At 70.2% G+C, this 14,304-nt stretch carries 15 protein-coding genes; 8 read left to right on the forward strand and 7 right to left on the reverse strand.

Annotated features, from left to right (window positions below):
* Nucleotides 1–16: 16 nt before the first annotated feature.
* The 4 genes from BN39_RS07010 to BN39_RS07025 all read right to left on the reverse strand — a co-directional run bounded on the left by BN39_RS07010 (nt 17) and on the right by BN39_RS07025 (nt 2,900).
* Nucleotides 17–778, reverse strand: coding sequence for a decaprenylphospho-beta-D-erythro-pentofuranosid-2-ulose 2-reductase (locus tag BN39_RS07010; protein ID WP_019201669.1), 762 nt, complete (start codon nt 776–778; stop codon nt 17–19).
* 30 nt (nt 779–808) lie between these two features.
* Nucleotides 809–2,239 carry an FAD-binding oxidoreductase gene (locus BN39_RS07015; protein WP_019201670.1) on the reverse strand — a complete coding sequence of 477 codons (1,431 nt, stop codon included), beginning with the start codon at nt 2,237–2,239 and terminating at the stop codon, nt 809–811.
* Nucleotides 2,240–2,314: 75 nt separating this feature from the next.
* Nucleotides 2,315–2,521 (reverse strand): sigma factor-like helix-turn-helix DNA-binding protein, encoded by a 207-nt coding sequence (locus BN39_RS07020; RefSeq protein WP_019201671.1) that lies wholly within the window; start codon nt 2,519–2,521, stop codon nt 2,315–2,317.
* 136 nt (nt 2,522–2,657) lie between these two features.
* On the reverse strand, nt 2,658–2,900 hold the full coding sequence (locus tag BN39_RS07025; protein ID WP_256378473.1) for a substrate-binding domain-containing protein: 243 nt from the start codon (nt 2,898–2,900) through the stop codon (nt 2,658–2,660).
* A 548-nt stretch (nt 2,901–3,448) separates the two neighbouring features.
* Between BN39_RS07025 and doeB2 the strand changes: the two genes are divergently transcribed.
* The 4 genes from doeB2 to BN39_RS07045 are packed head-to-tail and all read left to right on the forward strand — an operon-like array spanning nt 3,449 to nt 8,540.
* Nucleotides 3,449–4,612 (forward strand): N(2)-acetyl-L-2,4-diaminobutanoate deacetylase DoeB2, encoded by a 1,164-nt coding sequence (gene doeB2, locus BN39_RS07030; RefSeq protein WP_019201673.1) that lies wholly within the window; start codon nt 3,449–3,451, stop codon nt 4,610–4,612.
* A gap of 36 nt (nt 4,613–4,648) precedes the next feature.
* The gene (locus BN39_RS07035) at nt 4,649–5,905 is read left to right on the forward strand and encodes an aspartate aminotransferase family protein (RefSeq protein ID WP_019201674.1); all 1,257 of its coding nucleotides are present in this window, start codon (nt 4,649–4,651) and stop codon (nt 5,903–5,905) included.
* A 14-nt stretch (nt 5,906–5,919) separates the two neighbouring features.
* Nucleotides 5,920–7,158, forward strand: coding sequence for an ectoine hydrolase (gene doeA / locus BN39_RS07040; protein ID WP_019201675.1), 1,239 nt, complete (start codon nt 5,920–5,922; stop codon nt 7,156–7,158).
* A complete protein-coding gene (locus tag BN39_RS07045; RefSeq protein ID WP_019201676.1) occupies nt 7,155–8,540 on the forward strand; it encodes an NAD-dependent succinate-semialdehyde dehydrogenase in 1,386 nt (461 codons plus the stop codon). Before doeA ends, BN39_RS07045 begins: the two co-directional genes overlap by 4 nt.
* A 13-nt stretch (nt 8,541–8,553) precedes the next feature.
* On the opposite strand, the gene glmS is transcribed toward BN39_RS07045, so the two are convergent.
* Together glmS and BN39_RS07055 are read right to left on the reverse strand one after the other, a co-directional pair.
* Nucleotides 8,554–10,374 carry a glutamine--fructose-6-phosphate transaminase (isomerizing) gene (glmS, locus tag BN39_RS07050; RefSeq protein ID WP_019201677.1) on the reverse strand — a complete coding sequence of 607 codons (1,821 nt, stop codon included), beginning with the start codon at nt 10,372–10,374 and terminating at the stop codon, nt 8,554–8,556.
* Nucleotides 10,375–10,388: 14 nt separating this feature from the next.
* Nucleotides 10,389–10,649 (reverse strand): hypothetical protein, encoded by a 261-nt coding sequence (locus tag BN39_RS07055; RefSeq protein ID WP_081586054.1) that lies wholly within the window; start codon nt 10,647–10,649, stop codon nt 10,389–10,391.
* A 177-nt stretch (nt 10,650–10,826) separates the two neighbouring features.
* Here BN39_RS07055 and BN39_RS07060 point away from each other — a divergent pair, with 177 nt between their 5' ends.
* The 4 genes from BN39_RS07060 to BN39_RS07075 are packed head-to-tail and all read left to right on the forward strand — an operon-like array spanning nt 10,827 to nt 13,579.
* Nucleotides 10,827–11,018, forward strand: coding sequence for a helix-turn-helix transcriptional regulator (locus tag BN39_RS07060; RefSeq protein ID WP_051158975.1), 192 nt, complete (start codon nt 10,827–10,829; stop codon nt 11,016–11,018).
* Entirely contained in the window at nt 11,008–11,529 is a 522-nt protein-coding gene (locus BN39_RS07065; RefSeq protein ID WP_019201680.1) for a hypothetical protein, read from the forward strand. Before BN39_RS07060 ends, BN39_RS07065 begins: the two co-directional genes overlap by 11 nt.
* A 29-nt stretch (nt 11,530–11,558) precedes the next feature.
* The gene (locus tag BN39_RS07070) at nt 11,559–12,008 is read left to right on the forward strand and encodes a GtrA family protein (RefSeq protein WP_019201681.1); all 450 of its coding nucleotides are present in this window, start codon (nt 11,559–11,561) and stop codon (nt 12,006–12,008) included.
* Nucleotides 12,005–13,579 carry a glycosyltransferase family 39 protein gene (locus BN39_RS07075; RefSeq protein WP_019201682.1) on the forward strand — a complete coding sequence of 525 codons (1,575 nt, stop codon included), beginning with the start codon at nt 12,005–12,007 and terminating at the stop codon, nt 13,577–13,579. Before BN39_RS07070 ends, BN39_RS07075 begins: the two co-directional genes overlap by 4 nt.
* Before the next feature lie 6 nt (nt 13,580–13,585).
* Here BN39_RS07075 and BN39_RS07080 read toward each other — a convergent pair whose 3' ends face one another.
* Complete coding sequence (locus tag BN39_RS07080; protein WP_019201683.1) at nt 13,586–14,197, reverse strand: LysE family transporter; 612 nt, start codon at nt 14,195–14,197, stop codon at nt 13,586–13,588.
* Nucleotides 14,198–14,304 lie beyond the last annotated feature (107 nt).

The following is a 14,304-nucleotide window of genomic DNA, read 5'->3' on the forward strand; positions in this document are numbered from 1 at the left end:
GGGTCGACGGAGCCCACTAGATGGGGAGCTTCCGGAAGATCGGCTGGGGGATGTTCTTCAGGCCGAAGTTGACGAAGGCCCACGGCGCCGGTGCGAACACGATCGGCTTCTCCGCGATCGCGGCGTCCACCGCGAGGCGCCCGATGACGTCCTTGTCGATCGTCAGCGGGGCCTCCTTGACGTGCGCCGAGAACTTGGTGCGCACCATGCCCGGCCGGACCACGGTGACGCCCGCGCCGAAGGGCTCGAGGGCCTGGCCCAGGTTGAGGTAGAAGCCGTCGAAGCCGGCCTTGGAGGAGCCGTAGACGAAGTTGGTGCGGCGCGGGCGCAGCCCGGCCACCGAGCTCATCGCGATGATGCGGCCGTGGCCCTGCTCCTTGAACTTCTGGCCGAGCAGGACGCCCACCGAGACTGCGCCGGTGTAGTTGACCTGCGCCAGCAGCACGGCCTTGCGCTGGTTCTGCCACAGTTCCTCGGCGTCGAAGTCGAGCGCGAAGGCGACGATCGCGACGTCGACGTCGCCGCCCGCGAAGGCGGCGTCGATGGTCTTCTCGTGCTCGTCGAACGCGGTCGCGTCGAAGTCGATCACCTCGACCGAGGTGGCGCCGGCGGCCTCGACCTGGGCGACGGACTTCTCGCGCAGCGGGTCGTTCGGGAGCGCGGCGAGCACCACGCGGGAGGTGCCCTTGGCGATGTACTCCTCGACGATGGCGAGGCCGATCTCGGAGGTGCCGCCGAGCAGCAGCACGGACTGGGGAACGCCCACGGCGTTGATCATCAGTAGCTTTCCTTCGTTGGTGGGCAGCGGTCAGGCGAGTTCCAGGCGGCGGCCCAGATCGGAGATGAACACCCCGGTGGGGTCGATCCGCCGGCGGGTGGCGATCCACTGGTCGATCTGCGGGTACATGGCGTGGAAGCGCTCCGCGGTGGTACGCGAGTCCTTCGCGGTGTACAGGCGGCCGCCCATCGCCATGATGCGCACGTCGAGCTCGTTGAGGAACTCGGCGAGGCCGCGCTTGACGGGGAAGTCCAGGCACACGTTCCAGCCCTTGAACGGGAAGCTCAGCGGAGCCTGGTTCCCGTCGCCGAACAGCTTGATCACGTTGAGGAAGCTGACGTGGCCGGAGGCCTGGATGTCCTCGATGAGTTTGATGAACTCGGGCTCGTTGCCGGTGGGCACGATGAACTGGTACTGGCAGAATCCGCCGGTGCGGCCGTAGGCGTTGTTCCAGCCGCCGAACACGTCGAGCATGTGGTAGAAGCCCGCGAGGTTCTTCACCTTGCCCTGGCTGGGAGGCCCGGCGCGCCAGTAGGCCTCGCCGACCAGCGAGAAGTCGAACTTGTTCGCCAGCCCGTTGGGGAAGATGTCGGGGAAGCTGATCAGCGGCTTGTTGTTGAAGCTCAGCGGGTCCTTGCGGTACTTCTCCGGCAGCTCGTCGAGCGTGGCCAGATTGCCGCGGGAGAAGGTGCCGCGGCCCAGCTTGGGCGGCGCGCTGATCGCGTCGAACCAGCCGGAGGCGTACTCGTAACCGTCCTCGAAGCCGTCCTGCAGGTGCAGGTCGATGGTCTCCTGCAGCGAGCCCGTGCGCTCGGTGTCGGCGATGAAGAAGGCGCTCTCGGTCCGCTTCATCTGGATCTTGGCCCGCAGGATGATCCCGGTCATGCCGACGCCGGCCACGGTGGCCCAGAACAGCTCACCGTCGGGATCGTCGGACGAGCCCTTCGGGGTGAGCGTGAGCACCTTCCCGTCGGCCGTGAGCAGCGTCATCTCGAGGACGTGGTTGCCGAACGAGCCCTGGCTGTGGTGGTTCTTGCCGTGGATGTCGTGCGCGATCGCGCCGCCGATCGTGACCTGGCGGGTGCCGGGCAGCACCGGGACCCAGAGGCCGTACGGCAGCGCGGCCTGCATCAGGGTGTCGAGGTCGACGCCGGCGTCCACGTCCACGATCGCCGTCTCGGCGTCGATGTCGTGGATCGCGTTGAGCGGCGTCATGTCGATCGTGAGGCCGCCGGAGTTCTGCGCCGACTCGTTGTAGGAACGGCCCAGGCCGCGCGCGATGACGCCGCGGCGCAGGTAGGAGGGCTTATCGGCCTCCGCATCGGCGACCACGGCGACCGCCTTGGCGATCTGTTCCACGTCGGGGGTGGAGAGCACGTGCCCCTCGATCGGCGTGGTGCGCGACCAGCCCACCAGCTTGCGCGTCGAGATGGGCAGATAGGGAAGAGTTGTCTCGGACATCGCCCATCAGATTACCGCGCGGTACCTGAGTCGATGCTGAGTTGTGACACGGTGTGTGCTGTATCTCGGCCCAGCTCACGCGGCCGTGTGGCGGCGCAGCGCCTCCATCGCGCGGTGCTGGCGGACCCGCACGGCGTTCGGCGTTATGCGCAGTTGGTGCGCCGCCTCGTGAACGGTGAGCCGCCGCACTACCCGCAGGTAGAGGACCTGATACAGCTCCGCCGGCAGCGCCGAGAACATCCGTGCATCCACGGACGTCTCACGCAGCCGACTGTCGGTCATGAGCTCACGCTAAGAGCGACCGGCCGCCCCGCACATCCTCCATTCGGCCGATATCCGTCGCCGATTCGTCGGTCGAACGTCGGAAACGGACTTCTCGGTGTAGAGGGCCCGGCCGTGCGCGCTGTGCGCGGCGTGGTCAGGCGGCTTGGCCGGTCGTGTGCCGGACGATGAGTTTGGTGGGTATGAGCACGGATTCCGGGCGTTCCCCGGAGAGCATCGAATCGATCGTCCGGGCCGCGGTCAGCCCCTGGTCGAAACCGGACTGGGCGATGGTCGTGAGGTCCACCAGCTCACTCATCGGGTGGTTGTCGACGGCGATCACCGACATCTGGCGGGGGATGTCCAGGCCCGCCCGCCGCAGCGTGCGCATGGCGCCGATCGCGAGCTCGTCCTACCGGCCCCGCTGCTTCCATCGACTCATCAGGTCATCGAGCCTCAATGTCGTCATCGTGGCGGCCCCGATGTAAGCGCTTGCGCGATGAGGACGCGGCGGTCGGCGGGCTCCGTGCGGATGGTGGAGCCGCCGGGCGCCGGGTGATCGACGGGGCGGCGCGGCCCGCGACAGCCGAACGCCGTCGGCAGCGGTCGGGTGCTGCGGACGACGACGGTGGTCGCGGCGGCTCCCGATCCCGGCGTACATAGCGCGGCGACACCGAGGCCGTCTCGAGGCGGAGGTGAACCGGAGGCCCCGGTCGGGGCGCTGTCGATTCCCGCGTGCCCGGTGTCCTTGCCCGGCCGTCAACGGCGGCGAGTCCGCCACGGACGCCGTTCCGCCCCAGGGGAGCGCGGGCAGCGCGCGACCGGCCGATCGGCGGATTCCGGCGCGGCCCACGACGCGCGCAGTCGCGGTGTAATACGGAGGCATCAGCACGGTTTCGGCGGTAGGTTGGCGGTGACCGAGACGGGTTGTCGATCCGAGGAGGTCCTATGCACCTCGAGTGGTCCCAGATCGTGACCGAGGCGGCGGAGTTCAGGAGAGAGCTCCACCGGTCCCCGGAACTCGGCTGGTCCGAACACGATACGGCCGCGGCGGTGCGTGACCGTCTCGATTCCCTCGGCGTGCCCTGGCGGCCCTGCGCGGGCACCGGCACCGTCGGCCTGCTCGCTCCGGACGCCGCCGGCCGGCACGTCGCACTGCGTGCCGACCTGGACGCGATGCCCATCGCGGAGGCCACCGGCCTGCCCTACGCCTCCGAGCGGCCGGGCGTCATGCACGCGTGCGGCCACGACGGGCACACCGCCGCGCTCGTCGCCGCCGCGCGGTGGCTGCGCGCGTACGAGGACCGGTTGCCCGGCCCCGTGACCCTGCTCTTCCAGCCCGCCGAGGAGGGAGGGCACGGCGCTCGCGGGATGATCGAGGACGGGTGTCTCGACGGTTCCGGGCGACCCGTCGAGGCCGTGTTCGGTTGGCACAACTGGCCGGGACTGCCGTTCGGGCGCGCGCTCTGCCCCGACGGTGCGGTCATGTCCGCCAACGGCACCTTCGAGGTGATCGTGCGCGGGCGCGGCGGACACGCCTCCCAGCCGGAGGCCACGCGTGACCCCGTCCTGGCGGCGGCGGCGATCGTGCTCGCGCTGCAGCAGATCGTGTCCCGGCGCACGGCACCGCACGAGTCGGTGGTCGTCGCCGTGACGTCCCTGAACGCGGAGAGCGCCGCGACGGTCACGCCGGGCGAGGCCGTTCTGGGCGGCAGCATCCGCGCCGCCGACGACGCCGCGCGCACGCGGGTGTTCGCCTCCATCACCGAGATCGCGCACGCCACCGCCGCCGCCTACGGCGTGGAGGCCGATGTCGCGACCACGATCCGGTACGGCGCCACCGTCAACCACCCCGGGCCCGCGGGCGAACTCCGGGACCGCCTGTCGACGGTGCTCGGGCCGGCCTGGCCCCAACCCTCGGCCCCCACCCCGGTGCTCGCCTCCGAGGACTTCTCCTACTACCTGCAGCGCGTGCCCGGGGCCTTCGCGCTGCTCGGCTCGGCCGGAACCGCCCCGCTGCACAGCGCCGACTACGACTTCGACGACGGGCTGCTCGACCCCGCCGCCCGCATCCTCGTCGGCATGGCCGGCGCACCGGAACCACCCACCTGATCAGACCGCGAGAACACACGGAACGAGAGGATTCGCATGGACACCACAGCATTCGAGAACTGGGAGTCGGAGGTTCGCGGGTACTGCCGCGCGTTCCCCACCGTCTTCGCCTCGGCCTCCGGCGCTCGCCAGGTCGACGAGAACGGCACGAGCTACATCGACTTCTTCGCCGGGGCCGGAGTGCTCAACTTCGGGCACAACAACCCGAAGATGAAGCGCGCCATGATCGATTTCCTCGAGGCGGACGGGGTGGCGCACAGCCTGGACACCTACACCACCACCAAACGGGATTTCATCACCCGCTTCCGGGAGGTGATCCTCGAGCCGCGGGGCATGGATCACCGCATGCAGTTCACCGGACCGACGGGCACCAACGCGGTGGAGGCCGCGCTCAAGCTGGCCCGCCTGGCCACCGGCCGGCGCGAGGTGGTGGCGTTCAGCCACGGCTTCCACGGCATGACCCTCGGCGCGCTCGCCGCCACCGCCAACGACGCCTTCCGGCAGTGGGCGGGCGTGCCCCTGCGCGATGTGGTGCGGCTGCCCTTCGAGACGGCACCCGGCGGGAAGGACGCGCTCGCGGACTACGCGGCCGCACTGAAGGACCCGTCGAGCGGTCTCACACCGCCGGCCGCGTTCCTGGTGGAGGCGGTCCAGGCCGAGGGCGGCGTCAACGTGGCGAGCGCCGACTGGCTGCACGCCGTGCAGGATCTCGCTCGCGAGGTGGGCGCGTTGTTCATCATCGACGACATCCAGGCCGGCTGCGGCCGCACCGGGAGCTACTTCAGCTTCGACGGCTACGGCCTGGACCCGGACGTGATCACGCTCGCCAAGGGGCTCGGCGGATACGGCACGCCGATCGCCATGAACCTCAACAAGCCCGAGGTCGACGCGAAGTGGTCGCCCGGCGCGCACACCGGCACGTTCCGCGGTCAGGGCCTGTCGATGGTGGCGGGCACCGTGGCCCTGGACTACTTCGCCGACGACGCGCTGATGAAGGACGTCGCAGCGCACGGCGACCTCATGGCCGAGCGACTCGCCGCGATCGCCGCGGCCCACCCGGACCGCGACTGGGAGGTGCGCGGCAAGGGCATGATCCAGGCCCTGGACACCGGAGACGGCGCGTTCGCCAAGGCGGTGCAGACCGCCTGTTTCAACGCCGGCCTGCTCATCGGCCCGTGCGGCAGCGGCGGTCGGGTGCTGAAACTGATTCCGCCGCTGACCATCCCCGCCGAGGATCTGACCGCCGGGCTGGACATCCTCGAGCGCGCCATCGGCGAGGTGGCGGCGGGATGAGGGCTCGCGATGACATGACCTTCCCGACCGCCGAGTACGAGCGGCGCCTGAACGATCTGCGCGCGCGAATGGAGAAGCGGCAGCTCGACGCGGTGGTCATCACCGACCCCGAGAACCTGATGTACCTCACGGACTACCAGACCACGGGGTACTCGTTCTTCCAGGCGCTGGTCGTGCCGCTCGACGACGAGCCGGTGATGATCACCCGCGCGATGGAGGAGTCCAACGCCATCGCCCGCACCTGGGTCGAGAGGACCCGCCCCTACCCGGACACCGGCGACGCGATCCAGGAGCTCGTTCTCACGCTCAAGCAGGCCGGGCTCGGCACCAAACGTGTGGGCTACGAACGCAACAGCTACTTCTTCCCCGCGTACCAGCAGGACCGCGTGCACACCTCGTTCCAGCACGGCGTGCTCATGGACTGCTTCGGGATCGTCGAGGAGGGGCGGGCCACCAAGTCCGACGCGGAGATCGAGGTGATGCGCAAGGCCGCGCACGCGGCCGAGGCGGGCATGGCCGCGGGCCTGGAGGCGGCGGTACCCGGCAACACGGAGAACGACGTGGCGGCCGCGATCAGCGCCGCGATGTTCCGCGCGGGCGGCGAATTCCCGTCCGTCATGCCGTACGTCGCGTCGGGCCCCCGGTCGATGATCGGCCATGCGACCTGGGAGGGCCGCGAGATCAAACCGGGCGAGCACGTGTTCCTCGAGGTCGGCGGCTGCTACCGCCGCTACCACGCCGCGCTCATGCGGACCGCCGTCAACGGCGACCTCACCGATTCGATGTACGAGGCGCAGGAGCGGATGAAACTCGCCCTGTCGGAGCTGAAATCGCTGATGGGGCCGGGAATGACGGTGTCCGACGCGGACTCCGTGGTGCGGCGGATCATCACCGACAACACGGTGGGCGCGCGCCTGGTCACGCGCTCCGGCTACTCGATCGGAATCGCCTTCCCCCCGTCGTGGGACGAGGGCTACATCCTCAGCCTGAACCCGGGCGACTTCACGGCGCTGGAGCCGGGGATGACGTTCCACGTGATCCCGTGGATGTGGGGGGTGGACGGGGACAAGACCGTCGGCATCTCCGACACCATCCGGATCACCGAGAACGGGTGCGAGTCCTTCTTCACCCTGGACGAGGACTTCACCGTGCACGAGGGCCGGGGCGACGCCACCCTGGCGCCGCCCGGCGCCGTGATCCCGGGCGGTGCAGTGCAGCAGGAACCGAACGACGCCACGGAGGTGCCCGAATGACCGAACCGACGATGCTGACCGTGACCGACCCGTCGACCGGCCGGGTCGTGCGGGAGGTTCCGGCGGCGACCGCGGAACAGATCGAGACCACCCTGGCCCGCGCCGAATCCGCCTTCGACGGCTGGCGCCGCACGGAGTTCGCCGACAGGGCCCGGCTGCTGCGCGAGGTGGCGGCCGAGCTGCGCCGCGGCAGGGCCGATTACGCGATGATGATGACCGAGGAGATGGGCAAGCCCATCACCGAGGCGTTCGGCGAGGTGGAGAAGGCGGCGTGGGCCGCGGAGCACTACGCGGAACACGGCGCCGAGTACCTCGCTGCGGACACCGTCGGATCGGACGCCACGCTGAGCTACGTGCAGTACCTGCCGCTGGGCCCCGTGCTGGGCGTGCTGCCGTGGAACGCGCCGTTCTGGCTGGCCTTCCGGTTCTGTGCGCCGGCGCTCATGGCCGGGAACACCTGCGTGATGAAACACGATCCGCACGTACCCGGCTGCGCCGCCGCGATCAACGGTGCCTTCCGTGCGGTGGGCGCCCCCGAAGGGGTGTTCGCGTCGTTGCCGGCGGCGACGCCGGACGTCGAGGGTGTGATCCGCGACCGCCGCATCCGGGCGGTCTCCTTCACCGGATCCGACCGGGCCGGGGCCGCGGTCGCGGCGACGGCGGCGAGCGAGATCAAGCCCGCCGTCCTGGAACTCGGCGGTTCGGATCCGTGCATCGTGCTCGCGGACGCCGACCTCGACGCCGCCGCCGAAGTGATCGCGCTGTCCCGGATCATCAACGCCGGCCAGTCGTGCATCGCGGCGAAGCGGATCATCGTGGAGCGGCCCGTGCACGACGAGCTGGTGGAGAAGGTGCGGGAGCGGCTCGCCGCCCTGCGGATGGGCGATCCCCGAGAGGAGACCACCCAGGTGGGCCCCATCGCGCGGGCGGACCTGCGGGACAACCTGCATCGGCAGGTGGTCGAGACCGTGGAGGCGGGCGCCACGTGCGTCCTGGGCGGCGAGCTGCCCGACGGTCCCGGCTACTTCTACCCGCCGACGCTGCTCACCGGCGTGCGCCCCGGTATGGCCGCCTGCGCGGAGGAGACCTTCGGCCCGGTCGCCGCGGTGATGACGGCGGTCGACGTGGACCACGCCCTCGACCTGGCCAACAACACGCCGTACGGCCTCGCCGCCAGCGTGTGGACGACCGCGGACCGGGGTGAGGCGCTGGCGCGGGAGATCGAGGCCGGGCAGGTGAGCGTCAACGGCATCGTCAAGACCGACCCGCGGCTGCCGAGCGGCGGCATCAAGCGGTCCGGCTACGGCCGGGAACTCGGCCGCGCCGGCATCCACGAGTTCGTCAACGCGCAGCAGGTGTGGATCGGGCCCAAGCGGGCCTGATCCACACCGCCCGCTACTCGACGGTGACCGACTTCGCCAGGTTGCGGGGGCGGTCGATGTTGAGGCCCAGGCTGAGCGCCGCGTAGTAGGCGAGCAGCTGCGTGGGGATCATGAGCAGGATCGGGTCCAACTCAGGCTCGCTCTTGGGCACGGTGAGGACCACCTTGGCCTCGGGCACGTCGACGCCGGGGTTGGTGATCGCCACGATCTCGCCGCCGCGGGCCCCGATCTCGTGCAGCGCACCGACGTTGCGGTCCAGCAGCTCGTCCTCGGGCACGATCGCGACCGTCGGGAGCTCGGGGCTGATCAGGGCCAGCGGGCCGTGCTTGAGCTCGGAGGTCTGGTACGCCTCGGCGTGCCGGTAGCTGATCTCCTTGAACTTCTGCGCACCCTCGCGGGCCGTCGGGTAGCCCCGCACCCGGCCAACGAAGAACAGGCTGGGAGCCTCGGCCAGCAGCTTCGCGGCGCGGTCGATCTCCTCCGGCATCGCGGTGATCTCGGCGATCTGTGCCGGGAGCGCCTTGAGCGCCTTGACGATCCGCGTCCCGTCGGTGATCGAGAGGTCACGGACCCGGCCCAGGGCGAGCGCCATGAGGGCGAATCCCACCGCCATGTGAGTGTTGGCCTTGGTGGAGGCGACGGACACCTCGGGGCCGGCGTGCAGGTAGATGCCGCCGGACACCTCGCGGGCGATGGTGGAGCCGACCACGTTCACCAGGCCGACGATGGTGCCGCCCTTGCGCTTGACCTCCTGCACCGCGAACGCGGTGTCGGCGGTCTCGCCGGACTGGCTGACCGCGACGTACAGGGTGTCGGGTTCGACAATGGGGTTCCGGTAGCGGAACTCGCTGGCGGGCTCCGCATCTGCAGGGATGCGGGCGAGCTCCTCGATCATCGCGGCGCCCATCTGGCCCATGTAGTACGCGCTGCCGCAGCCCAGGATCTTGACCCGCTTGAACCGGCGCAGCGCCTGTGCGTCCAGGTTGAGGCCGTCCAGGCGCGCGGTGGCGAAGCGCTCGTCGAGCCGGCCGGAGAGCATGCGTTCCAGCGACTGCGGCTGCTCGGCGATCTCCTTGAGCATGAAGTGGCTGTGGTTGCCGAGCTCCAGCTCGTCGGGGGAGATGTCCACGGTGGTAGCGGATTTGGCGACGGCACGCGCGTCGTCGGCGCTGAACATCCGGAAGCCGGAGGCCGTGACGGTGGCGCACTCCCCGTCGTCCAGGTGCACCACCTGGCTGGTGTGCCGGACCACGGCGGAGATGTCCGATGCCACGAACATCTCCTTGTCGCCCACGCCGATGATGAGGGGGGAGCCGTTGCGGGCCACCACGATGCGGTCGGGGTGCTCGATGTCGATGACGGCGAGCGCGTAGGTGCCGCTGAGCCGGTGCAGCGTCTGGCGGACGGCGTCCTCCAGGGTGTCCGCGCCGCTGCGGGCGATCAGGTGGGCCACGGCCTCGGTGTCGGTGTCGGAGGTGAGCTCCACCCCGTCGGCCTCGAGCTCGACCCGCAGGTCGCGGGCGTTGTCGATGATGCCGTTGTGCACGACGAAGATCCGCTCGGTGGCGTCGGTGTGCGGGTGCGCGTTGGCCTCCGACGGCGCGCCGTGCGTCGCCCACCGGGTGTGGCCGATGCCGGTCTTGCCGGCCAGGCGCTTGGGCAGCGCCGCCTCGAGGTCACGGACGCGACCGAGGCTGCGGACGCGGCGGGCGCCCGACGGGCCGAGCACGGCGACGCCCGCCGAGTCGTAGCCCCGGTACTCGAGCTGGGTGAGCCCGTCGATGAGGATGTCCACGGCCGTCTGGCCGCCGATGTAACCGACGATTCCGCACATGTGTCGTGTGGCTCCTAGCTGTAGATGAGGCGGCGCAGCTGCCGCTCGGTGAGGTCGGGGGCGGCGACGAGCCGCGTGCGCAGCTCGTCGGTCAGGGTCGCGAAGATCTCCGCGTTCTTCGCCCCTCGGCCCTGCAGGGAACGGTGCCGGCGCCGCACGAACTCCTCGACGGGTTCGGAGTAGTACGCGGTGACGTCGTCAATGACGCGCACGGCCTCGGCGGCGGTGAGCCCCGTGGTGCGCGCGATGTGGTCGACGAGGTCGCTGTCCGGCACGACGTCGATCTTCCGGTGCTGCGGTGTCGGTGTCAATTTCCTGCCCGGATTCGGGCAGGAACGTGTCGCATTCGACGGGTCGACGGGGATGGCGGGCACGAATGTCAAGGGCTCTTGACAGAAGATGTCAAGAATGCTTGACTTCGTGCTGTGGAGGACGACGCGAATCCGGTGCGCATGCGACGCCGGGCACGGCGGATCACGCAGGCGGACCTGGCCGGGGAGGTCGGCGTCAGCAGGCAGACCGTCGTGTCGGTGGAGAAGGGCGACTACGCGCCCAGCGTGTACCTCGCGCTGAGGATCGCGCGGGCGTTGGAGTCCACGGTCGAGGAACTGTTCCCGCTGGAGGAGGCGAGCCATGTCGAGTGAGATGTCGGTCGAGGACCGCGTGGAGGGGTTCATCCTGGCCCCGTCGGACCCCGCCTGGGGCGACGAGCGCAACCGGGACGAGTACTATCGCGCCGCCACCATCGGCCAGTTCTGGTGCACCTACGCGTTCGTGCTGGTGGCGATCATCGCGGCGTTGCAGGGCGCCGCGGCGGCGTCGCTCGCGGCGATGATCCTGCCGGGCGTCATCACCCTGGCGATGTTCCGCTACTGCCGGCGCCGCGGGGTCGCGTACGCCCAGCTCACCGCCGCGTTCTCGAAAGGGCGCCGGAAGCTGATCGTGCTCGCCACCGTGGTCCCGCTCATCGTCGTGTGGCTGGGGGCGATGGCGGTGGGGGCCGACTACTTCGACACCGACCCGAGCAGCCTGTTCGGCGCCGTCGTGGGCGCCGCCTTCGGGATCGGGGTGGTGATCGGCGCGGCCGCGTGGGTGAAGCACCGGGAGAAGCGGCAGGACGCGCGCGCCGCCGAGGACGACGACGTCTTCGAGTAACGGGCCCCGGGTGGGTACCCTGAACCTCCGTGACCACATCTGACGCCCCGGAACAGGGAGAGCATCGGGAACACCTCGATCTCAAGACCCAGCTCATCCGGTTCGTGCTCACGGGCGGGTTCTCGGCGATCGTCGACTTCGGCATCACGCTGATCCTGGGCAAGGGGCTGGGGCTCGACGAAGCGCTCGCGAAGACCATCGGCTTCATCTGCGGCACCACCACGGCGTACCTGCTGAACCGGCGCTGGACGTTCAAGGCGGCCCCGTCGACCAAGCGGCTCATCGCGGTGTGGGCGCTGTACATCGCCATGTACGGGGTGCAGCTGGGCATCTACATGGCCTTCTACCACCTGTTCCCGCCGCCGGAGGACGGCATCGGCAGCTACGTCAATCGCCTGATCGGGTTCGTGCTCGCGCAGGGTACGGCGACGGTCGTCAACTTCATCGTGCAGCGCACGGTGATCTTCCGATTGATGTGAGGCGCGCTGCACCCTGGGCGCTCGCCCTTCTCGGAATCCTGCTGTCGCTGTGGCACGGCGGCAGGCCGTCGGTCTGGTTCGACGAACTGGCCACGGGGTCGGCGGTGGACCGCTCGCCCGGCGAGATGTGGCGGATGCTCGGCCACATCGACGCGGTGCACGGCCTCTACTACTACGCGCTGAAACTCTTCACCCTGCCGCTCGGTCTCGACGAGGCGTCGCTGCGCGCGTTCTCGGCCGTGGGCGTGGGCGTCGCGACGGCCGCGTGCTACGCGCTCGCGCGCCGGCTCGGCGGAGACGCCCTCGCGCTGGTCGCGGGAGTCGTCGCGCTGGTCCTGCCGCGGATCACCTGGTCCGGCGTGGAGGCGCGCTCCTACTCCTGGGTGATCGCCGCGGCGGCGCTCGTGCTCATCGCCGCGCACCGCGCGGCCGCGTCGGGCCGCCGGCGTGATTGGGTCGGCTACGGCGCCGCGCTCGTGCTCGCGACGGCGCTGTTCCTCTACTCGGCCACGATGGCGGCCGCGGTCGTCGTGGCGATCGCGTGGACGGCGACCGATGAGCGCCGCGCGCGGCTGAAGCAGGCCCTCATCGCGTCCGCGGCGGCGGTGCTGATCGCAAGCCCCGTCGCGGTCCTCGCCGCCACCCAGCGCGATCAGGTGTCGTGGCTGCAGTGGCCCGGCTGGATGATCTTCCAGAACGTCCTCGTCGACCAGTGGTTCGATCACTCCTACGCCTTCGCCGTCGCGGCGTGGCTCGTGCTCGCGGCCGCCGGCGTGCTGTGGTGGCGGCGCGGCGTCCCGTCGGACCTGGTGCCCGCGCTGCGCTGGGGCGTGACCGCGGCGCTCGTGCCGCTCGCGGTGATCCTGCTGGTGTCCACGGTGGCCCCGTCGTACGTGGGGCGGTACGTCAGCTTCACCGTGCCCGGTGTGGTGCTGGTGCTCGCGGCGGCGGTGACCACGCTGGCGCGCGCACTCCCGCGCCCGCGGCTCGTGGCTGCGGGTGTGCTGGCCGTGCTCGCGGTGACCGCGATCCCGGGGTACCTGTGGCAGCACAGCCCGCTGTCGAAGCCCGGCGGCAGCGATTTCAGCTACGCGGCCCGGTACATCCGCGATAACGCGCGGCCGGGGGACTGCGTGTTCTTCCAGGTGCAGCCGAGCTGGGCGTACCCGTCGCTGCGGATCGCGCACGACGGGCTGCCGGGGATGTTCGACGGCCTGCGCGACATGGGGAACGACGGTGACCGCCGCGTCGACGGCAAGCTCTGGGACAGGGAGAAGGGCGTCAACCAGTGGGCGTCGTGGGCGGCCGACAACTGCACTGCCGCATGGGTTCTCACCGACGCCGATCGCCCCGACGAGGACTTCCGGCAGGAGAACGGGAACCTGTGGTGGACCTTCCGCCCGTCGCAGTTCATGGGGACCGACATGCAGGTGTCGCTGGACTACGGCGGCCTCGCGGTGGTGCACCAGGAGCAGTTCCACATCCTGCAGGTGGTCCGGCTGGTGCGACCCGAGCCCGCCGTGGGCCCCGACCCGCAGCCCCTCCCCATCACCCACCACCGCTACTGGTGACGCCGATCAGCCCGCGATCATCGCGCACGACAACGCGACGATGAGGGCCGCGGAAACGAGCCCGGAGAGCCTCCTGCCTGCGCCGCTGAGGATCCTGCGCCCCACGACCCCACCCACGGACGCGATGAACGCCTGCCACGTCAGGGACCCGAGCAGGACGGCGGCGATGTAGAGGAGGTTGGCGGATGCCGACCCTGCCCCTACTCCGCCTCCGAGAACCAGCGCGGTGAAATACAGGAGCGGCCATGGGTTGACCATCGTGAGGGTGAAGAGGCTGACGAACACACGCCTCGGCGTCAGCGCGGTACCGCCCTCTGCGCCGTCGCCTTCTGCGGGGCGCAGAGCGCGGGCGGCGATGTAGAGCGCCATCGCGATGAGGACGGCACCCGCGGCGATGCGCAGATGCCCCTCGACCGGCGCGATCACGCGTGCCGCGGCGGCGCCTGCGAACACGGCGACGGCCGCGTACACCGCGTCGGCGACCGCCGCTCCCAGTGCGCCCCAGAGCGCTGTGCGGATCGAACTCCGGGCCGCGATACCGATCAGCAGGATTGCGAACGGGCCCAGCGGCATGGCGAGCGCGAACCCGGCGACGTAGCCGCTGAGGAGGGTGTCCATACCGCCTTCCGGGTCGAGACCGGCGTCGATCGTTAATAACGTCAGGGAAGGAATTGAGATTCCGGGCGGAACGGTTCAGCATTCGGGAGGCTCGTTCAGCTGCGCGC

The organism is Tsukamurella sp. 1534 (genome assembly GCF_000312385.1).
Taxonomy (GTDB): Bacteria; Actinomycetota; Actinomycetes; order Mycobacteriales; family Mycobacteriaceae; genus Tsukamurella.